We start from the raw sequence: 19020 nt of genomic DNA on the forward strand, positions 1-19020 counted from the left end.
GGTGGGGATCGCGTGCGCCGGCAGTGAGTAGCGACCGGGGTGCTCGGGGCCGTTCACCGATCCCGCTCCCGCTCCGTCGCAGGTGCCTCCAGATACGCCCTGCGGATCACGAGCACCGGGTCGATCGTTCGCTTGGCAATTCGCTCGGCCCGGTCCCGGAAGATGTACCGACGGATCGACGGCCGACTCTCCCCGATGACGAGCAGGTCGTGGTCGCCCGCCGCCGTGAGGATGGCATCGGTTGGCCGGTCCTCGACGACGACGCGCTCGATACGGTCGGGTTCGACGCCGTGTTCGACGAGCGTCGCCGCCGCGGTCTCCAGCGTGACGACCCCCCGTTCGCGGTTCTCCTCGTCCGTGACGACGTGGAACAGTGTCACGTCGATCGTCGTGCCTTCGAGGAACGCTGCGACGAGTCGCGCGATGTTGTCGAGGTTGACGTCCCCGCGTACCGCGACGAGAAGCGATTCGAGAACCGGCGCCGGGTTCAGTAGCAAGGTCCCGTCACAGTGGAGCGCGACGGCGGCGCGCTCGAACGTCTCGAATCGGTCGTGCGTGAACACCATTCGGGTCGTGACGTCACAGCCAGCGGCCTCGAACACGCCCCGGAGTTCGTCCAGTTCCGCGCGGACCTGCGGCCCGTAGTTCGTGCGCGCCTGTTCCGGCGACGTCTGATCCGGGATCTCGTGGTAGCCGAGGATCACGACCGGAAGCGATGCGATCGCGTGGATAATCGTCTCCGGGACTCCCTCCCCCTCGAGAACGTCGACCGGGACGAGTACTCGATGGTCGTCTCTCTCAGCCATCAGTGAGCCGAGCTATACCTTCAGTTCGGCGACTGATAAGGGTATTTCTGGATCACAGCACAGTTGGTTACGAGACGGAGTCCAGTAAGCGAGCGATACGCGCCCCTGCAGTCGGCAACCGATCTGTGGCAGCCACCGGAGAGGATCCAGTTCCCGCTGGGCCGACAGTCGTCGGGACGACGCTCGGCAACCGGTCCGGAGAACCGTCACGGCTCCGCGCCCGAATAACCACCCGACTGCGCGGCGTCGGCCGACCGTGTGCCGAGCGTCTGACTGATACTTTTGTGACTCGGTGACACAGCTTCGAACCCGTCAGATGACTTCCGACACGACACGCGCCGTCCCCGGGGGGGCGGCGGACGAGCGGGCCGAGGACGGTTCACCCGCCGCGCCGACGCAACTCGGTGTGTCGCGCCCGGCCGCCGGCCGGTTCCCGCGCGCCGACACCGCCCGCCTGCGGGCGACCGAACGCGAGATACTCAGAGCCCGCGTCGCACTGCTCGAACGGCGAATCGCCCGCAAAGAGCGGGAACTGGACGCGGTGATCGATCGCTACGAGGAACTCCTCGCCGCCGAGGAGCCACACACGCACCTCGACGACGGTGCCGTCGAGATCGAGTTCGAGAGCGACGCGGAGCCGTCGCGCGGACTCGGCCAGCGGGTCCGCGACCGGCTGTCGCAACTGTTCTGAAAACGTTCGTTTTCGGCCCGCTACTCTTCGTCTTCGGCCTGTCCGTTGAGGCTGATGTAGCTGACGTCGATGATCCGGTCGTCGTCGAGGATCGCGTCGAACACCTCGTCGCTCGGCGGGTCGTCGAGGTTGTAGACCGAGAGGGCCTCGCCGCCGATGGTCTCGCGGGCGTTGAACATCGCGGCGATGTTGACGTCGTGGTCGCCCAGCGTCGAGCCGATGAAGCCGATGACGCCGGGGACGTCCTCGTTGCGCGCGACGAGCATGTGGCCGTGCGGGATGGCGTCGACCCGGTAGCCGTCGATGCGGACGATGCGCGGGTCGCCGCCGGCGAACTGGGTGCCGCAGACGCTGACTTCGTTCTCGCCGTTGCTGACGGTGACGGTCACGAGACTCTGGAAGTCCGCAGAGGAACGGCTCTTGGTCTCGGTCACGTCGATGCCGCGCTCCTCGGCGATCCGCGGGGCGTTGACGGCGTTGACCTGCCACTCGAGGGGCTCGAAACAGCCCTTGAGCGCGCTGGCGGTCACCAGGTCCAGTTCCTCGTCGGCGATGTCACCCTCGTAGGAGATCTTGACGTCCTCGACGCGGTCGTCGAACAGCTGGACGGCGATCTTCCCGGCGGTCTCGGCCAGGTCGATGTACGGCCGGACGCGGGGGAACGCCGACTCGTCCATCGACGGGGCGTTCAGCGCGTTCATGACCGGCTCGCCGCGGAAGGCGGCGATGACCTGGTCGGCCGTCGCGGTCGCGACGTTCTCCTGGGCGGCCTCCGTGCTCGCGCCGAGGTGGGGCGTGACGATGACGTCCTCGACGTCGAGCAGCGGGTTGTCCGGGTCGATCGGCTCCTCGGCGAAGACGTCGATGGCCGCGCCGGCGAGGATGCCGTCCTCGACGGCCTCGGCCAGCGCGGGCTCGTCGATGATCCCGCCGCGGGCGCAGTTGACGACGTAGCCGCCCTCGAGCTGGGCCAGCTGTTCCTCGCCGATCATGTTCTCCGTCTCCGGCGTCAGGGGCGTGTGGATCGTGATGAGGTCGGCGCGGTCGAGACACGAATCGAGGTCCGCGGCGAGGTCGGCGCCGAGCTGGTCGGCCCGCTCCTCGGAGATGTAGGGGTCGAAAGCGACGAGGTTCATCCCGAGGCTCCCCAGGCGCTTCGCGACCTCCTGGCCGACGCGGCCGAGGCCGACGATACCGAGGGTCTTGCCGTTGAGTTCGGTGCCGAGGAACTCGCCTTTGGCCCACTCGCCGCCACGGAGGCGGGCGTGAGCCTGCGGGATCGAGCGAGCGGTGGCGAACGTCATCGCGACGGTGTGTTCGGCCGCCGCCCGGACGTTCCCCTCCGGCGCGTTGGCCACGATGACGCCGTGGTCCGTGGCGGCGTCGATGTCGATGTTGTCGACGCCGATGCCGGCGCGACCGACGATGACGAGGTCGGTCGCGGCCTCGAAGACGGCCTCGGTGACTTCGGTCCCCGAGCGAACGATCAGGGCGTTCGCGTCGGCGACGGCGTCGAGCAGTGCCTCCCCCTCCACGTCGTAGGCGGTCTCCACGTCGTGGCCCGCCGCGCGGAGTCGCTGAAGCCCCGCGTCCGCGATCGGGTCCGTGACGAGTACCTTCATGATCGACCCATCCCGGGCTGCCGGCATAACGCTTTCTTCATGGACTCGCGGGGAATCGGGAGCGAGCGCCCGCCTCGCGTGTGATCCTGCCTCACGCAGCCGCCGAGGCCGACCGCTCGCGCCGGTGTGGGGATCGAGTCGCGGGGAGAGCCTTGATATATGGGGCCTGCCTGTTGCGTCGTGTGAGCGACGGGACGGGGACGCCCCTCGATCCGACGGCGCTGTCCACCGGCGAGAGCGTGCTGATCGCCGGGCCGGCCATGACCGGCAAGCGACGGCTCCTGTTCGATCTCGTGGGCTCGAGCCCGGACAAGGCCGCCATCCTGATCTCGACGAAACGTGACGGTGCGCAGTTCCAGAGGAGCTTCCTGGATAGTCACGCGGCCGACCCGAGTGAGGCCACGGACAGACCGAGCGGTGACGATGGAGCCGCGAGCAGCGGGGCCGACGGCTGGTCGGTCCGGACCGTCGACTGCGTCTCCCGGAGCCGGGGGTTCGGGCAGCACCGGGACACCGATACCGTGCGCTACGTCTCCAGCGCGGGCGACCTCACCGGCGTCGGGATCGCCGCCTCGGGGTTCATGCGGGAGTTCTACCACGCCGACCGCGAGGCCCGCGTCGGCCTGCACTCACTGTCGACGATGCTGATGTACGCGGACCTCCGCCGTGTCTACCAGTTCGTCCACGTCCTGACCGGCCGCATCGACTCCTCCGGATTCGTGGGCGCGTTCACCCTCGATACCACGACCAGAAATTCGGAGTCACTGGACGTGTTGACCCAGGTGTTCGACGCGCTGGTCGAAGTGCGCGACGAGGGGGACGGACCGGAGCTCAAGGTTCGCGGCGGCGAGTTCGGCCCCCGGCAGTGGACCGAGTTCTGATCGGTTACTCGTCGACGTGTTCGTGGACCAGATCGACCAGCGGCGCTTCGGTCCGGTCGAAGGTGAACACGAGCCCCGACCACTCCCGGTAGGGGAAGTGGGCCACGAGGACGTTGTCGTAGAACCGCATCGTGGCGTCGAGCGTGCCGAAGTCGAACAGGGCGCCCTCCTGTGGTGGGTCGCCGAGGCCCTTCATCACGAGGGCCTCGGCGCGCTCCTCGCGTTCGGGGATCGAGAGGGCCGCTGCCACGTCCTCGCGGAGAAAGAGCACCTCGTAGTCGTCGGCGGTGTACCGTATGGCCGAGCGGAGCGAGGCGTCGGACTCCGCCCGCAGGTCGTCGATGAGGACCCGAACGTCGTCGTCCACGTCGTCGAGGTCCGCCTCGTCGATCTCCGCGATTTCGTCCGACGGAGCGTCGAGGTCGTCGGGCGGCGCGTCGGTCATGGGACCACGTGGTCGCGGGCGGACATAAGCCCAGGGGGCGACTCGGAGCCACGGTGGCGCCGCCCGGAATCACCCCTTTTGAAGCCCCCGCCCTCGAACAGGGAGGTATGACACTCGTCGCCTTCGACTTCGACGGGACGCTCTCGGACTCCGAGATGACCGTGCTGCTGGGCGAGCAGTGCGGGGTGGCCGACCAGATGGAAGCGATCACGGCACAGGCGATGAACGACGAGATCGGCTACGCCGAGAGCCTGCGGGGTCGGTGTGAGCTCCTCGAAGGCCTCTCTCAGGAGAAAGCCGAGGCCGCCTTCGACCAGGTCGTCCTCCGGGAGGACGCCGCGCTGGTCATCGAGGCCCTCAACGAGGCCGGCGTCCACACGGCGATCCTCACCGGTGGGTTCGAGCGCGGCGTCGAGCGCGCGCTGGAGAAGGCCGACGTGACGGTCGACTCCATCGTCGCCAACCGACTCCCGATGGATGGGGGTGAACTCACGGGCGAGGTCGAAGGGCCGCTCATCGAGGGGACCAAGGACGACGCGCTCGAGGACCTGGCCGGGACGGTCGGCGTCGAGATGGCCGACACCGTCGCGATCGGGGACGGCGCGAACGACCTGCCGATGCTCGAGGTCGCGGGGCTCTCGGTCGGCTTCGACCCGAAACCGGCCGTCGAGCCGGCCTGTGACACCATCGTCCTCTCGATGGCCGAGCTCCACGGGCTGCTGGAAGCCGAAGGGGTTCTCTAGCGCTCGCAGCCGTCGACGGAGTGGGAGCGCGGCACTGCGTTTGCGACCATCCTTCCCCACCGCCCGGGGCTTGAATTTACGACATATCAGGCGGAGGTCTTTTATGTAGGGGCCGTATACACGAACTGTCTTGAGTGTGAGTCTGTTTCCCACGCGACAGTGGCTCGACGCATACCGGCGCGAGATCAACGAGAGCGCCGCGTTCGACGACGTCGGTGTCGGCTGGGGTGTGGGTTCGAACGGAGACGTGCTGATCGTGGTCGAGGATCTGCCGCTTTCGGAGACGCGGATCGGTGACCTGCCGCCACTGGTGTTCGAGGGCGTCCCGGAGAAAGTCCGGAACGACATCGACGACGTGACGCTCGACGAGGCACCCGACCTGATTGACGACGGGGTCCGTGAGCACTTCCCGCCGGTGTCCCAGGACCTGCTGAACCAGCTCGAACACTGCGTCGTCGACGGGAACATCTACTGTTACATCGGGCTGGAGAACGGCAAGTGTCCGAACGTCGAAATCCTCGACGGGCCCGACGAGCGCGAGGTGAACGCGGTGCTGGAAGCGTCGTGGGACGTCTGGCAGGCGATCATCGACGGGCGACCGGCCACCTCCGCGGTGCTGGGCGGTGACCTGTCCGTGGACACCGACGGGCCGCTGGGCCCACAGACGCTGACGATGCTGCAGTTGCTCGGCGACGTGGCGGCCGACGTGGAGACGGCCTTCCTCTTCGAGCAGTCGCGGCGGTCGATGCCCGACCTCGTGCTGGACGAGGCCGTCCGGCAACCCGCCGCGTTCCAGAAACTGGCCTACCGGCAGGCCGCACTCACCAGCAGGCTGTTCAGCGTGTTTTAGTGACGCAGTCGCGCCCGACTCACGGGCGGTAGAGACGCCGACTCACTGCCCGACGGTTGCGGCTTTTTCGCCGATTTCTGGCCGTCAACCCCCCGAGAGCGCAACGTACACACGGTCGAGTGAACTACGGCACTCAGTGGCCCTTATCGCACACGTCAGAATCGGGAACCAGCCGGGGATGGAGGTGCTCCGGGCGGTTCCCGAGATGCGAGTCCGACTGGAGGACATGCGGCCGATGCCCGACGGCGACTGGCGAGTGCTCTACTGGGCCGAGGGCGACGATTTCGACCGGTACGAGACGGCCATAGCAGCGGACCCGACGATCGCGGCGTACCGGTGTCTCAGCGACCTCGGCGACCGCCGCCTCTATCGGATCACGTTCGGCTCGGCGCTCGACAGACCGATCCTCCACGAGGTCACGATGGCACACGACATCACCATCGTCGAAGCGACGATGACGGCCGAACGGCTCCGATTCTGGGCGCGCTACCCCTCTCGCGAGGCCTTCGACGCGATGCGAACCGCCTGCCGGGAGGCGGCGATGCCGTTCGAAGTCACCCGACTGTTCGAGGAGCGAGAGACCGCCGGCGACGGCGGTCCCGTGGGCCGCTACGGGGTCACCGGGCCCCAGCGCGAGGCGCTTCTGCGCGCGCTCGAGGCCGGCTACTTCGCGGTTCCCCGCGAGACGACGCTCGAAGACGTCGCCCAGGGGCTCGACGTTTCGACGTCCGCCCTCTCGGCCCGCCTCCGACGAGGCCAGTCTGGGCTCATCTCCAACACGCTCGCGAGCGACGAGAGTATTTAAAACACGGACGGGTGAACGCGAGCGACTACCCGCTCGCCCGGTATAGGGCAGACAATGAGTTCGTCAGACCACCTGTCCACGACGCGGTTCGGTGCGGAGAGCGACCGGAACCGGCCGCCCTCGGAAGCCGTCGTCGAAGCGGTCGCGGCCGTCGCCGGCAGACCGCCCACCGACACCGACGCGGCCCGTGCCCCCCTGGAACCGCTGTTCGACGCCATCGACCCCGACGCGCTGGACAGGCTGTTCGATTCAGCCGGCGCCGGCGGGCGCCCCTGTGACAGCGTCTCCTTCGTCTACAGCGGCTACGAGGTCACGGTCACCCGGGACGGTCGGGTCGCCGTCTCGGCCTGAATCAGGTCGACTGCGCGATGGCCTGGTCGAGGGCGAATCGAGGGCTGTGATTTCAGAGAAGGTCTTCGATCCAGACACACCACGAGTCGAAATCGTCCGCCCCGCACTGTTCCGCGATCGACCGAAGCGTCCCCGTCTCGATCTCACCGTGTATCGGAACGGTCACGTTTCGAACGTCGCCCGTCTCGGGGTGGACGTAGCGTAGTTTGAGATGACTCCCGGTCCGATCGACAGGCGCGAAGCCCATCTCTGTGATGGCTTTCGCCACCTCTCGACCAGTGAAGGTCCGCCGCGTCACGTCTCGGAGTCGAACCACGGCGCGTCCGGCTCCTGGGGCTCATCGGGGACGGAATCCGGATCGATCCCGAGTGCTTCGAGATCCTCGTCGGTGACTGGCCGGCCCGCGTCACCCTCGTGGAGTGCGATCGCCTCGTCGAGCATCTCGAGTGCCTCCCCCCGACTGTCGCCCTGGCTGGCAATGCCCGTCTCGATATCTCTCGCGATCCACGCGTCGTCCTCTCGCCAGAGATGCACCTCGTCGGTCCGGGACTCGTCATCCGGCCGAGTCGAACTCGCCATTACGAGAACGTTGGTCGATTTACCAGAAAAGTGTTCGGACGAGCGGCCGCGAAAGCCGAATTCCACCTACGTGGACTGCGCGATCGCCTGATCCAGGTCGGCCTTGAGATCCTCGACGCCTTCCAGCCCGACCGAGAGGCGGACCATGTCGTCGGTGACCCCGGCGGCCGCCTGTTCCTCCTCGGTGAGCTGCTGGTGGGTCGTACTGGCGGGGTGGATGATCAGCGTCTTCGCGTCGCCGACGTTGGCCAGCAGGCTGGCGATCTCCGTCGACTCGACGGTGCCGCGGGCGGCCTCGTAGCCGGCCTCCAGCCCGAAGGTGATCATGCCGCCGTAGCCGCCGTCGAGATACTTCGAGGCGTTGTCGTGGGTCTCGTGGTCTTCGAGGCCGGGGTAGGTGACCCAGGAGACCTCCGGGTGGTCCTGCAGGAACTCCGCGACGGCCATCGCGTTCTCGCAGTGGGCGCTCATGCGCTGGGGCAGCGTCTCGACGCCCTGGAGGGTCTGCCAGGCGTCGAAGGGCGACTGCTGGTTGCCCAGGTCGCGGAGGCCGCGGGCGATGGCGGTGTAGGTGAACGCCTGCTCGCCCATCGCCTCGGCGAAGTTGACGCCGTGATAGGCGGGGTTGTCCTTGGCGATCTCGGGATAGTCGTCGGCGTGGGCGCTCCAGTCGAAGTTGCCCCCGTCGACGACGACCCCGCCGACGGTCGTCCCGTGGCCGTGGATCCACTTCGTCGTCGAGTTCCAGACGAGGTTCGCGCCGTGTTCGATCGGGTTACAGAGATAGGGCGTCGCGAACGTGTTGTCCATGAACAGCGGGATGCCGTGATCGTCGGCGATCTCGGCCAGTCGCTCGATGTCGGGCGTCACGAGCGACGGGTTGCCGATGGTCTCGCAGTGGAGGTACTTCGTGTCCTCGTCGATGGCCTCCTCGTAGGCCTCGTAGTCGAGCGTGTCGACGAAGCGGGCCTCGACGCCCTTCCTGGGGAGCGTGTGGCTGTAGTAGGTGTAGGTCCCGCCGTACAGCGAGGAGGCGGTGACGATGTTGTCGCCGGGCCCCGCCAGCACGAAGTCGGTCAGATTGAGCGCCCCCATGCCCGACGCCGTCGCGACCGCACCGACGCCGCCCTCCAGCGCGGCGATGCGGCGCTGGAGCATGTCGACCGTCGGGTTCATCAGCCGCGAGTAGATGAACCCCTCCTTCGCCAGCGCGAACTGGTCCGCCGCGTCCTCGGCGTCCTCGAAGACGTACGACGTGGTCTGATAGATCGGCGGTGCCCGCGCCCCGGTCGCCGGGTCCGGCTCTTCCTGGCCGACGTGTAGCGCCTGGGTCTCCTTGGTGTCGTCCTCGTCCGTCATGTCTAAGTTGGGGTTCACGCGCCCACGAAAAATAGCTGTCTACTCGCTGATGACAGTTGCCGAATGCGTTCGCCGCCGAAACGACCCCGGGCGCAGATCACTTTCTCGTCCGCCGGTGCAAGGGCGGGACGAGCGCGGGAGGGTGGGCCGGCTTCGACCACCGAGTCTGCCGCCGGATTCCCCCTCGATCTTTCCGAGTTCGTTGCGAGATTCCCCCGGCTTGGGCCCCAGATAACCCACAGACGGCGGAAGGCTTACCGGCGTCAGTGGCCTCCCATCTCGGAATGAGTTCGACGCCGTATCCGGACCCGCAATTGCGGAGCTGTCGCCGTCAGCAGGAGACCCTCGCCGAGCTGGGGCGGCGATCGCTCGGCGATAGCGACGCGGAGGCGGTCCTCGGTGAGGGCATCGCGGCCGTCGCCGAGGCACTGGACGCGGCGGCCGCGGGCGCGTTCGCGCTCCGGGCGGGCGACGACGAGGCGGCCTACAGGCAGGGCATCGGGTGGACCGAGGGGATCGAATCGCAGTCGCTCCCGACCGGCCCGGAGTCGCTCGCGGGCCGCGCACTGGCGGCCGGGGAAGCGGTCGCCGACGACCTCGACGCCGGGTCGCCGGTCCCGGAGCCCGAGGAGACGACGGACCGCGACGGTGGGAGTGCGCTCTGCGTTCCCGTCGGGCAGCCAGAGGCACCGTGGGGCGTCCTCCTGGTCCGGACACCGCGCCGGCGGGAGTTCTCGGCCGGCGACGAGGCCTTCGCGGAGACCGCGGGGGCGCTGCTGGCGTCGACCCTCGAGACCGATCGGACGCGACACGAACTGGCGGCCGAGCGCGAACTCCGGACCGAGATCGCGGCGGCCTGTCCCGTCGGGATCCTCGTCTTCGGAGCGGACGGGAAGACGCAGTTCGTCAACGAGCGCGCCGAGGCGCTCCTCGGGCGGAGCAACGACGCGCTCACCGACCTGACCTACGACGACTCCTGCTGGGACGCGGTCGACGGCGACGGCAACCCGATCACGGGGGCCGCGCTTCCCTTCGAGCGAGTCGCGGCCGGTGAGACCGTCGCCGGGGAGGAACTGGGCGTCCGTCGGCCCGACGGTGATCGGGTCTGGCTCTCGGTCCACGGCCTGCCGCTGTCGACGGAGACGGGCGGCGGCGCGGTCTTCGCCGTGTCGGACGTCACCGAGCGCAGGCAGCTCCGTAGCGAGTTCGAACAGATCTACGGTCGCATCTCCGACGCCTTCTTCGCCCTCGACAGGGAGTGGCAGTTCACGCACCTCAACGAGCGCGCCCACGAGCTGATCAACCCCGACGGGGAGGAGCTGGTGGGGTGCGACATCTGGGACCGGTTCCCCGAGGCGGTCGGGCGGAAGTTCAAAGACGAGTACGAGCGGGCCATGCGCGAACAGGAGACGGTCTCCTTCGAGGAGTACTACCCGGCGCCGCTCGACGCCTGGTTCGAGGTGCGGGGGTACCCCTCCGAGACCGGCCTGTCGGTGTACTTCCGGGACGTCACCGAGCGCAAGGCGCGCGAGCGACGGATCGAGGAGTCCGAACGCCGCTATCGAACGCTCTCGGAGTCGTTCCCGAACGGCATCGTGACGCTGTTCGACCGCGACATGAAGTACACGCTGGCGGACGGCCAGGCGTTCGCCGACCTCCCCGTCGACCCCGAGGACGTGGAAGGCAGTTCGGTCCGGGAGGCGTGGGACGAGGAGACGGCCGACGCGCTCGAATCGATGTACCGGACAGCGCTGGCCGGCGAGGAGAGTTCGACGGAGGTCCCCTACGCCGGTCGGGAGTGGGTGGTCCGCGCCGTCCCGATCACCGGCGACGACGGCGTCCTCGGCGGCATGACCATCGCCCAGGACATCACCGAGCGCAAGGAGCGCGAGCGCGACCTCGAGCGCTACCGGGCCATCGTCGAGGCGGTCAACGACGGGGTCTACGTCGTCGACGACGAGGGGCGGTTCACGGCTGTCAACGAGACCTATGCGACGATGCTGGGATACGACCGCGAGGAACTCGTCGGAACCCTGGCCTCGCGGGTCGTCGACGAGGACGTCATCGAACGCGTCGAGCGACTGCAGGCCGACACCGAGGCCGGGCGCGTCGACAGGCCCTCGATCGAGGCCGAAGTCCAGGCGAAGGACGGCCGGACCGTCCCCACGGAGGCGACCATCGCGCCGCTGCACGGCGACGAAGACGACGACTGGCACCGGGTCGGCGTCGTCCGCGACATCACCGAGCGCAAAGCGCGCGAGCGCCGGATCGAGGAGTCAGAACGCCGCTACCGGACCCTGGTCGAGAACTTCCCCGACGGCGCGGTGGGCCTGTTCGACGAGAACCTCGAGTACACGGCGGTCGGCGGACAGTTCCTCGACGAGGTCGGCGTCGACCCGGCCGAACGGGTCGGAAGCAGCGTCTACGAGATCTACCCCGAGGCGCTCGTCGAGACGGTCAGGCCCCACTTCGAGGCCGCAATAGCGGGCGAGGCCAGCACCTTCGCGGTCGACTACTACGGGCGACACCTGTCCGCGCACACGCTGCCCGTCGAGGACGCCGACGGGGCTGTCCTGGCGGGCATGCTCGTCGTCCAGGACGTGACCGAGCGCGAGGAGCGCCAGCGCAAGCTCCAGCAGCGCGCCCGCCAACAACGGGTCGTCGCCGAACTCGGCGAGTCCGCGCTCGAAGCCGACGACCTCGACGCGCTCATGCGGGAGGCCACCGAGCGCGTGGCGTCGGTGCTCGGCAACGAGTACTGCAAGGTGCTCGAACTCGACCCGGACCGGCGGGACCTGCTCCTTCGCCAGGGCGTGGGCTGGCGAGAGGGTATCGTCGGCGAGGCGACCGTCGACGTCGACGAGAACTCCCAGGCCGGCTACACGCTGCTCTCCACGGAGCCGGTCGTCGTCGACGACCTCGCGGCCGAGACGCGCTTTTCCGGCCCGGCGCTGCTCACCTCCCACGGCGTCCTGAGCGGCATCAGCACGATCGTCGGGTCGGTCGACGAGCCGTGGGGCATCCTCGGGACCCACGACACCGAGCGCCGCGAGTTCTCCGCGGAGGACGTCAGCTTCGTCCAGAGCGTCGCCAACGTCCTCGCCGAGGCCATCGAGCGCCACCGGTACCAGCGGGAACTGGAGGAACTGGTCGCCGACCTCCGGGAGTCCAACGAGCGACTCGAACAGTTCGCCTACGCCGCCTCCCACGACCTGCAGGAGCCGCTGCGGATGGTGTCGAGTTACCTCCGGCTTCTGGAGTCCCGGTACGGCGATCAGTTCGACGCTGACGCCGAGGAGTTCCTCGCGTTCGCCGTCGACGGCGCCGACCGGATGCGGGGGATGATCGACGGCCTGCTCAAGTACTCCCGGGTCGACACCCGTGGCGACCCGCTCGAACCGGTCGCGCTGGACGACGTCCTCGCGGACGTTCGCGACAGTCTCGCGGTCCGGATCGACGAGACGGGGACGGAGATCACCGCCGAGTCGCTCCCCCGCGTCGTCGGCGACGTCGGCCAGCTCCGGCAGGTGTTCCAGAACCTGCTGGCAAACGCCATCGAGTACACCGACGACGGGCCACCCCGGATCCACGTCAGCGCCGAGCCGGCGGCGGATCCCACCGGCGGCCGCGACGGGCGCAACCGGTGGCGGATCTCGGTCAGCGACGAGGGGATCGGGATCGACCCCGGCGACGCCGAGCGGGTCTTCGAGGTGTTCCAGCGCCTCCACACGAACGACGAGCACGAGGGCGGGGGCATCGGGCTGGCGCTCTGTAAACGGATCGTCGAGCGCCACGGCGGCGACATCTGGGTCGAGACCGACGACGAGGCGGGAACGACCGTCTCGCTGACGCTCCCGGCGGCGGGTGATGGCGATGCCTGAGGCCGGCAGCGGAGGCGAGCCCGGCGATCCGGCCGACATCCTGCTCGTCGAGGACAACCCGGGCGACGTCCGGCTGACCCGCGAGGCGTTCACCGAGGGCGGCATCTCGAACACGCTCCACGTCGTCACCGACGGGGTCGAGGCCATGGCCTTCCTCGAACAGCGGGGCGAGTACGCCGACGCGCCGCGGCCGGACGTCGTCCTCCTCGACCTGAACCTGCCGCGGAAGAACGGCGACGAGGTGCTCGCGGAGATGCGCGCCGACGAGGACCTGCAGTACCTGCCGGTGATCGTCCTGACGAGCTCCGAGGCCGAAGAGGACATCGTCGAGTCCTACGAGCTACAGGCCAACGCCTACCTGACCAAGCCGGTCGATCCCGAGCAGTTCATCGAGACGGTCCGGACCTTCAAATCCTTCTGGCTGTCGGTGGTGCGACTCCCGCCGGGGGGGAGAGACTGATGTCCGGGCCCGACACCCTCGACGTCCTCCTGATCGAGGACAACCCCGGCGACGCGCGGCTGATCGAGGAGATGCTCAGGGAGGCCGCCGACCTGCTCCAGCGGGTCGACGTCGGCGGCTCGGCGGACCGGGAGCCGAAACTACACCACGTCGACACCCTCGCCGCCGGCCTCGAACGCCTCGAGGAAGACGCGTTCGGCGCGATCCTGCTGGACCTGAACCTGCCCGACAGTACGGGGCTGGACACGCTCGCGGCCCTCGCCGAGGGGATCACGTGGACCCCGATCGTCGTGCTGACCGGGGTCCGCGACGAGTCGGTCGGGATCGAGGCGATCCAGCGCGGCGCCCAGGACTACCTCATCAAAGGCGAGGTGACCAGCGATTTGCTCGTGCGGTCGCTCAGACACGCCGTCGAGCGGGCCCGCCAGGAGCGCGAGCGCGAGAAGCGCCGCGAGCAACTGGCCGCCCTGAACCGCCTCAACGAGATCAGCCAGGACGTCACCCACACCGTCATCACGACCGCGACTCGCGACGACCTCGAACGGGCCGTCTGCGAGCGACTCGCGGCCTCGGACGCCTACCGCTTCGCCTGGATCGGCGAGATCGACCGCGGGAGCGACCGGCTCGTCCCGCGGGCGGCCGCCGGCGTCGAGGCCGACTACCTCGAGGACGTGTCCGTCCCGGTCACCGACACGGGCGACCTCTCGCCGCCGGGGGCGACGAGCGTCCGGACCCACGAGGTGGCGGTCGTCCAGAACGTGCAGACCGATCCCGACATCGAGCCCTGGCGCGCGGCGGCCGAAGAACGGGGCTACCGCTCGATCGCGGCCGTCCCCATCGTCCACGAGGACGTCCTCTACGGCGTGCTCGGCGTCTACGCCGCGGCCCCGAACGCCTTCTCGGAACCCGAGCGGGAGATCCTCGGCCGGCTCGGGGAGGTCATCGGCCACGCCATCGCCGCCATCGAGCGGAAGGCCGCGCTCGTGAGCGACGAGGTCCTCGAACTCGAGTTCCGGGCCGACGGCGCCTTCGAACCGCTCGTCGCGCTCGCGGCCGAGGCGGACCGGTCGGTCGACGCGAACTCACTGATCCGGGTCGCGGACTCGTTCGTGGCCTACGGCCGCGTCACGGGGATCTCGGAGACGGCGTTCCGCGGGGCGGCCGACGCGGCGGCCGAGATCGACGAGGTCCGGATCCTCGGGGCGGCCGAGGACGGCTTCAGATTCGAGTTGCGCATGGACGCCGTCCCGCAGGTGATCGACGCCGTCGGCACCCACGGCGGCGCCGTGACGAGCGCGCGGATTGCCGACGGCGAACTCCGGTTCCTCGTCGAGTTCCCGCCCGGGCGGGACAAACGCCGACTGATCGACCTGGTCGAGGACCACTGCCCCGCGGCGACCCCGCGGGCCCAGCGGACAGTGACACGCACGGATCGGGCCGACCTCACCGCACGGTCGGTGTTCCGGGACGAACTCACCGAGAAACAGCGGACGGCGGTCGAGACGGCCTACTTCGCGGGCTTTTTCGACTGGCCCCGGGAGAGCACGGGCCAGGAGGTCGCCGACCGCCTCGGCGTCGCGCCCGCGACCTTCACCCAGCACCTCCGGGCCGCCGAGCGGGCGCTGTTCGAGGCACTGTTCGAGGCCGAGCAGGGTGGCGAGCACGGCGACGGCGAACGGGACGGCAAGCGCGAGGAGCCCAGCGACGTGGACGCGGCCTGATCCCGTCGCTTCCCGAATGGTTGCGGCTATCGGTCGGTTCCCTGCGTCGTCACAGCGGTCTGGCCGCCGGTTGCGTCGGGTTAACGATTTTGGGCCGTCCGTACTTCCCCCCGCGGCCTGTAGGAGAAGATGAAATGAGCACAGTCGCAGACCCGCTCGGGACACTGGTCCGTACCGGGCAGATGGCCGCGCTTACGGGACACCGTCGCCGACGAATCGTCCGGGTCCTCCGGGCCCGATCAACACCGATCGCCGAGCGTCGCCTCGCCGTTCGCGTCGCCGCAGCGGAGCGAGGCGCGTCGGTCGATGCCGTCCCAGCAGCCGCCGCCGAGGACGTCGGGTTGGCGCTCCGGCACGTCCACCTCCCGGCGCTCACCGACGCCGGACTCGTCGAGCGCACCGAGGGCGGCGTGGTCGCCGCCGAGGCCCTGCGGTCGAACCCCTGGATCGGGCAGCTCGTCGACGCCGACTCCGAGAACTGGGACGCCGTCCTCTCCAGCCTGGCGGACGGCCAGCGACAGACGGTCCTCGCGATCCTCGAAGATCGGGACGACGCGACGTCGGTCGAGGCGCTCGCGCGCGTCACGGCCGCACGGGACGAGGACTCGTCGCCGGACGCCGTCCGCGCCGCGCTCCACCACCGTCACCTGCCGGCACTCGCGGCCGCCGACCTGATCGGCTACGACGCCGCCGACGGCACCGTCACCTACCGCGGTCACCCCGACCTGCCGCCGCTGGCGGCGCTGGAGGGGTAATCCGAACGATTTCTCGGTCGCTTCAGCCGCCGAGCGACGGCAGCCCGCTGGTCAGGAGAACAGGCTCGTGTGGACGGGCGCGAACTGGCTCTCGCCGTCGTCGCCCTCGACGGTGTCGGTGACGGCTTTCCCGTCGACGCCGGCTTCGAGAAAGTCCGAGAGCGGCGGGCCGACCTTCTCGGGTTCGACGAGGAAGGCGTCGTGGCCGTGGTCGGACTCGACGACGTGGTGGGCGACGGGCCCGCCGACCTCGCGGAAGGCCTCGGCGACCCGTTCGGCCTGCTCGGTCGTGAAGTGCCAGTCGCCGGTGAAGGACATGACGAGCGCTTCGCCGTCGAAGGCACTGAGCGCGTCGGCGTCGTCCTCGAACCCGGCGGCGAGGTCGTAGTTGTCCATCGAACGCGTCAGGTAGAGATACGAGTTCGGGTCGAACCGCTCGACGAACTTCTCGGCCTGGTAGTCCAGATACGACTCGACGTCCCGGTAGGGGAAGAACGTGCCCGCGGGATCGACCGGGAAGGTCCGCATGGCGTCGCGGCCCGCCGCGCGGCGGCCGAACTTCTGCTCCATCGAGGCCTTCGAGAGGTACATGATGTGGCCTATTTGCCGCGCCAAAGCCAACCCGTCCGTCGGCTTGGCGTCGGTCCCGTAGTACTCGCCGCCCTGCCAGTCGTTATCGGTGGTGATGGCCCGGCGGGCGACGGCGTCGAGCGCGAGACACTGCGGGTCGAGGCGGGCGGCCGCGGCGATGGGGACCACGCGCTCGACGTGGTCGGGGTGGCGCTTGGCCCAGTCCAGGGCGTTCATGCCGCCGACGCTCCCGCCGACGACGGCGTGGAGGGCGGGGATCCCGAGTTCGTCGAGCAGGCGGCGCTGGGCCTCGGTCCAGTCGCCGACGGTGACGGCGGGGAAGTCGGTGCCGTAGGGCTCGCCGGTCTCGGGGTTCTCGCTGGCCGGGCCGGTCGTCCCGTAGCAGGAGCCGGGGACGTTGGCGCAGACGACGTAGTACTCGGTGGTGTCGACGGCCTTGCCGGGGCCGACGATGTCGTCCCACCAGGCGCGGGCCTGGCCGCTGGTGTCCTGCCCCGTCCTGTGACCGGCGACGTGTGCGCTCCCGGTCAGGGCGTGACAGACCAGGACCGCGTTATCGCCCGTGAACTCGCCGTAGGCCTCGTAGGCGACCTCGAGGTCGGGGATCGACTCCCCGCACTCGAACTCGAACTCGCCGACCGACACCGTGTCTCGTTCGACCTCCATGTTATGTGGCCGTCCCGATAGCTTGGTCGAGGTCCGCCTTGATATCTTCGACGTCCTCGATCCCGATCGAGAGACGCAGGAGATCGGGCGTGACGCCGCTGGCGCGCTGTTCCGCCTCGGTCAACTGCGCGTGGGTCGTGCTCGCGGGGTGGACCACCAGCGTCTTCGCGTCGCCGACGTTCGCCAGGAACTGGCCGAGTTCGACGGCCTCGCAGACGGTCCGGCCGGCCTCGTAGCCGCCCTCCAGGCCGAAGGCGATCATGCCACCGTAACCGCCCGAGAGGTACTCGGCGGCGTTCTCGTGGGTCTCGTGGCACTCCAGTCCGGGGTAGGTGACCCAGGAGACCTCGGGGTGATCGGACAGGTACTCCGCGACGGCCATCGCGTTCTCGCAGTGGCGCTCCATCCGGAGGGAAAACGTCTCCGAACCCTGGAGGGTCTGCCAGGCGTCGAAGGGCTTCTGGCCGTCGCCGAGCACTCGCAGCGCGCGGTAGCGGGCGGCGGCGGCGAACGCGCGGTCGCCGAAGCGCTCGCTGAAGTTCGTCCCGTTGAAGGCAGGATTGGGCGCGCCGATCTCGGGGTACTTCTCGGGGAACTCACCCCAGGGGAAGGAGCCGCCGTCGACGAGGACGCCGCCGACGGTGGTCCCCGAGCCGTGGATCCACTTCGTCGTCGACTCCCAGACGATGTCGGCGCCGTGATCGAGCGGATTGCAGAGCGCGGGCGTCCCGAAGGTGTTGTCGACGAACAGCGGGACGTCGTTGTCCTCGCAGACCGCGGCCAGTTCCTCGAAATCCGGCGTCACGAGCGAGGGGTTGCCGATGGTCTCACAGTGGACGTAGGCGGTCGATTCGTCGATGGCGTCGTCGTAGGCGGCGTAGTCCAGCGTGTCGACGAAGCGGGCCTCGACCCCGCGACGGCGGGCGTTGTGTGAGAGATAGGTGTGGGTCCCGCCGTAGATGGACGAGGCCGAGACGACGTTGTCGCCGGCGTCCGCGAGGACGCTCGTGGCCGCGTCGAGTGCAGCCATGCCGGCCCCGGTGGCGACGGCGTCGACGCCGTTCTCGAGCGAGGCGAGGCGCTCCTCCAGCATCCGGACCGTCGGGTTGTGAAATCGCGAGTAGATGTTCCCGTCGCCCTCGAGCGCGAAGAGGTCCGCCGCGTGGTCGGCGTCCTCGAAGACGTACGACGTGGTCTGGTAGATCGGCGGTGCGCGCGCCCCAGTCGCCGGATCGGGCTCGTCCTGGCCGGCGTGGACGCAGCGCGTCCCGAAGCGTCGCGAATCGTTGGTCATGTATCACACTCATATATCTGCACACATCTATAACCGAGAGTTACGGCAATATTTCTGTGCGTGTGCATGACACGCACGCCATCGCGATCGACCGGCTGGCCGACTCGGAACCCAGGGAACGGGAGTCTCGGCCGCCGGTGCGATAGTCAGGAGGAGGCGTTCGTCGGAGTCGCGGTCCCGCCGGGCGTCACGGAGCCGTTCACGGTGCCGTTCGGGGCGGTCTCGTTGCCGCAGGGCTCCTCCTCGAGAATCTCGTCGATGGCGAGCTGGGCGAGTTTCTCGCCGGTGAGGACGAACCCGTCGTCTTCGCTCAGGTTCTTCTTGGAGTCCTCGTAGTCGGATGCGTTCGTGCGGTTCTCGAGGCGGTCCGTCGACAGGTTCTCCGTCTTGTTCACGTTTTCACAGTCGCTCGCGGTCACGCCGGAGGCGACCGCGACGCCGGCGCCGGCCGTGACGACGAACAGGGCGAGCAAGAGTGTGCGTTTTCGGACCATCGGTTTCGGGGACGCGCCCGCACGGT

The 19020-nt window shown here is 68.9% G+C and carries 19 protein-coding genes; 10 read left to right on the top strand and 9 right to left on the bottom strand.

Annotated features, from left to right (window positions below; genetic code table 11):
* Positions 1–53: 53 nt before the first annotated feature.
* Positions 54–806 (bottom strand): universal stress protein, encoded by a 753-nt coding sequence (locus U5918_RS09580; RefSeq protein ID WP_336001126.1) that lies wholly within the window; start codon positions 804–806, stop codon positions 54–56.
* A gap of 316 nt (positions 807–1122) precedes the next feature.
* Here U5918_RS09580 and U5918_RS09585 point away from each other — a divergent pair, with 316 nt between their 5' ends.
* The gene (locus tag U5918_RS09585; protein ID WP_336001127.1) at positions 1123–1497 is read left to right on the top strand and encodes a hypothetical protein; all 375 of its coding nucleotides are present in this window, start codon (positions 1123–1125) and stop codon (positions 1495–1497) included.
* 20 nt (positions 1498–1517) lie between these two features.
* On the opposite strand, the gene serA is transcribed toward U5918_RS09585, so the two are convergent.
* Complete coding sequence (gene serA / locus U5918_RS09590) at positions 1518–3119, bottom strand: phosphoglycerate dehydrogenase (RefSeq protein ID WP_336001128.1); 1602 nt, start codon at positions 3117–3119, stop codon at positions 1518–1520.
* A gap of 182 nt (positions 3120–3301) precedes the next feature.
* On the opposite strand from serA, the gene U5918_RS09595 reads away from it, so the two are divergent.
* Positions 3302–4000, top strand: coding sequence for a DUF7504 family protein (locus U5918_RS09595; RefSeq protein ID WP_336001129.1), 699 nt, complete (start codon positions 3302–3304; stop codon positions 3998–4000).
* A 4-nt stretch (positions 4001–4004) separates the two neighbouring features.
* Here U5918_RS09595 and U5918_RS09600 read toward each other — a convergent pair whose 3' ends face one another.
* On the bottom strand, positions 4005–4445 hold the full coding sequence (locus tag U5918_RS09600) for a DUF7522 family protein (RefSeq protein WP_336001130.1): 441 nt from the start codon (positions 4443–4445) through the stop codon (positions 4005–4007).
* 107 nt (positions 4446–4552) lie between these two features.
* On the opposite strand from U5918_RS09600, the gene serB reads away from it, so the two are divergent.
* The 4 genes from serB to U5918_RS09620 all read left to right on the top strand — a co-directional run bounded on the left by serB (position 4553) and on the right by U5918_RS09620 (position 7194).
* Positions 4553–5188 carry a phosphoserine phosphatase SerB gene (serB, locus tag U5918_RS09605; RefSeq protein WP_336001131.1) on the top strand — a complete coding sequence of 212 codons (636 nt, stop codon included), beginning with the start codon at positions 4553–4555 and terminating at the stop codon, positions 5186–5188.
* Positions 5189–5324: 136 nt separating this feature from the next.
* Entirely contained in the window at positions 5325–6038 is a 714-nt protein-coding gene (locus U5918_RS09610) for a sterol carrier protein (protein WP_336001132.1), read from the top strand.
* A 136-nt stretch (positions 6039–6174) separates the two neighbouring features.
* Positions 6175–6843, top strand: a complete 669-nt coding sequence (locus U5918_RS09615) for a helix-turn-helix domain-containing protein (RefSeq protein ID WP_336001133.1) — start codon at positions 6175–6177, stop codon at positions 6841–6843.
* A 54-nt stretch (positions 6844–6897) separates the two neighbouring features.
* Positions 6898–7194 carry a HalOD1 output domain-containing protein gene (locus tag U5918_RS09620; protein WP_336001134.1) on the top strand — a complete coding sequence of 99 codons (297 nt, stop codon included), beginning with the start codon at positions 6898–6900 and terminating at the stop codon, positions 7192–7194.
* Between the two features lie 52 nt (positions 7195–7246).
* Here the strand turns inward: U5918_RS09620 and U5918_RS09625 are convergent, their stop codons facing one another.
* The 3 genes from U5918_RS09625 to U5918_RS09635 all read right to left on the bottom strand — a co-directional run bounded on the left by U5918_RS09625 (position 7247) and on the right by U5918_RS09635 (position 9132).
* Positions 7247–7492 carry a type II toxin-antitoxin system HicA family toxin gene (locus U5918_RS09625; protein WP_418771215.1) on the bottom strand — a complete coding sequence of 82 codons (246 nt, stop codon included), beginning with the start codon at positions 7490–7492 and terminating at the stop codon, positions 7247–7249.
* A complete protein-coding gene (locus U5918_RS09630) occupies positions 7489–7773 on the bottom strand; it encodes a type II toxin-antitoxin system HicB family antitoxin (RefSeq protein ID WP_336001136.1) in 285 nt (94 codons plus the stop codon). The genes U5918_RS09625 and U5918_RS09630 overlap by 4 nt, the downstream gene beginning before the upstream one ends.
* A 66-nt stretch (positions 7774–7839) precedes the next feature.
* Entirely contained in the window at positions 7840–9132 is a 1293-nt protein-coding gene (locus tag U5918_RS09635; RefSeq protein WP_336001137.1) for an O-acetylhomoserine aminocarboxypropyltransferase/cysteine synthase family protein, read from the bottom strand.
* A gap of 284 nt (positions 9133–9416) precedes the next feature.
* Between U5918_RS09635 and U5918_RS09640 the strand changes: the two genes are divergently transcribed.
* From U5918_RS09640 to U5918_RS09655, 4 genes are all read left to right on the top strand, one after another.
* Positions 9417–13013, top strand: a complete 3597-nt coding sequence (locus U5918_RS09640) for a PAS domain S-box protein (RefSeq protein WP_336001138.1) — start codon at positions 9417–9419, stop codon at positions 13011–13013.
* Positions 13006–13473 (top strand): response regulator, encoded by a 468-nt coding sequence (locus U5918_RS09645; RefSeq protein ID WP_418771364.1) that lies wholly within the window; start codon positions 13006–13008, stop codon positions 13471–13473. Before U5918_RS09640 ends, U5918_RS09645 begins: the two co-directional genes overlap by 8 nt.
* On the top strand, positions 13473–15194 hold the full coding sequence (locus tag U5918_RS09650; RefSeq protein WP_336001140.1) for a bacterio-opsin activator domain-containing protein: 1722 nt from the start codon (positions 13473–13475) through the stop codon (positions 15192–15194). Before U5918_RS09645 ends, U5918_RS09650 begins: the two co-directional genes overlap by 1 nt.
* 134 nt (positions 15195–15328) lie before the next feature.
* Positions 15329–15949 (top strand): DUF7344 domain-containing protein, encoded by a 621-nt coding sequence (locus U5918_RS09655; protein ID WP_336001141.1) that lies wholly within the window; start codon positions 15329–15331, stop codon positions 15947–15949.
* Positions 15950–16000: 51 nt separating this feature from the next.
* Here U5918_RS09655 and metX read toward each other — a convergent pair whose 3' ends face one another.
* The 3 genes from metX to U5918_RS09670 all read right to left on the bottom strand — a co-directional run bounded on the left by metX (position 16001) and on the right by U5918_RS09670 (position 18994).
* Positions 16001–17206: a homoserine O-acetyltransferase MetX gene (metX, locus tag U5918_RS09660; RefSeq protein ID WP_336001142.1), complete on the bottom strand. Its 1206-nt coding sequence runs from the start codon at positions 17204–17206 to the stop codon at positions 16001–16003.
* Position 17207: 1 nt separating this feature from the next.
* A complete protein-coding gene (locus U5918_RS09665) occupies positions 17208–18500 on the bottom strand; it encodes an O-acetylhomoserine aminocarboxypropyltransferase/cysteine synthase family protein (RefSeq protein WP_336001143.1) in 1293 nt (430 codons plus the stop codon).
* Between the two features lie 146 nt (positions 18501–18646).
* Positions 18647–18994 (bottom strand): hypothetical protein, encoded by a 348-nt coding sequence (locus U5918_RS09670; RefSeq protein ID WP_336001144.1) that lies wholly within the window; start codon positions 18992–18994, stop codon positions 18647–18649.
* Positions 18995–19020 lie beyond the last annotated feature (26 nt).

The organism is Halorientalis sp. LT38 (genome assembly GCF_037031225.1).
GTDB lineage: Archaea > Halobacteriota > Halobacteria > Halobacteriales > Haloarculaceae > Halorientalis > Halorientalis halophila.

Excerpts from the sequence above, each read along its gene's own strand:
- U5918_RS09580 (WP_336001126.1), bottom strand. The coding sequence starts at position 806 with ATGGCTGAGAGAGACGACCATCGAGTACTCGTCCCGGTCGACGTTCTC.
- U5918_RS09585 (WP_336001127.1), top strand. The coding sequence starts at position 1,123 with ATGACTTCCGACACGACACGCGCCGTCCCCGGGGGGGCGGCGGACGAG.
- serA (WP_336001128.1), bottom strand. The coding sequence starts at position 3,119 with ATGAAGGTACTCGTCACGGACCCGATCGCGGACGCGGGGCTTCAGCGA.
- U5918_RS09600 (WP_336001130.1), bottom strand. The coding sequence starts at position 4,445 with ATGACCGACGCGCCGCCCGACGACCTCGACGCTCCGTCGGACGAAATC.
- serB (WP_336001131.1), top strand. The coding sequence starts at position 4,553 with ATGACACTCGTCGCCTTCGACTTCGACGGGACGCTCTCGGACTCCGAG.
- U5918_RS09620 (WP_336001134.1), top strand. The coding sequence starts at position 6,898 with ATGAGTTCGTCAGACCACCTGTCCACGACGCGGTTCGGTGCGGAGAGC.
- U5918_RS09630 (WP_336001136.1), bottom strand. The coding sequence starts at position 7,773 with ATGGCGAGTTCGACTCGGCCGGATGACGAGTCCCGGACCGACGAGGTG.
- U5918_RS09635 (WP_336001137.1), bottom strand. The coding sequence starts at position 9,132 with ATGACGGACGAGGACGACACCAAGGAGACCCAGGCGCTACACGTCGGC.
- U5918_RS09640 (WP_336001138.1), top strand. The coding sequence starts at position 9,417 with ATGAGTTCGACGCCGTATCCGGACCCGCAATTGCGGAGCTGTCGCCGT.
- U5918_RS09645 (WP_418771364.1), top strand. The coding sequence starts at position 13,006 with ATGCCTGAGGCCGGCAGCGGAGGCGAGCCCGGCGATCCGGCCGACATC.
- U5918_RS09650 (WP_336001140.1), top strand. The coding sequence starts at position 13,473 with ATGTCCGGGCCCGACACCCTCGACGTCCTCCTGATCGAGGACAACCCC.
- U5918_RS09655 (WP_336001141.1), top strand. The coding sequence starts at position 15,329 with ATGAGCACAGTCGCAGACCCGCTCGGGACACTGGTCCGTACCGGGCAG.
- metX (WP_336001142.1), bottom strand. The coding sequence starts at position 17,206 with ATGGAGGTCGAACGAGACACGGTGTCGGTCGGCGAGTTCGAGTTCGAG.
- U5918_RS09665 (WP_336001143.1), bottom strand. The coding sequence starts at position 18,500 with ATGACCAACGATTCGCGACGCTTCGGGACGCGCTGCGTCCACGCCGGC.
- U5918_RS09670 (WP_336001144.1), bottom strand. The coding sequence starts at position 18,994 with ATGGTCCGAAAACGCACACTCTTGCTCGCCCTGTTCGTCGTCACGGCC.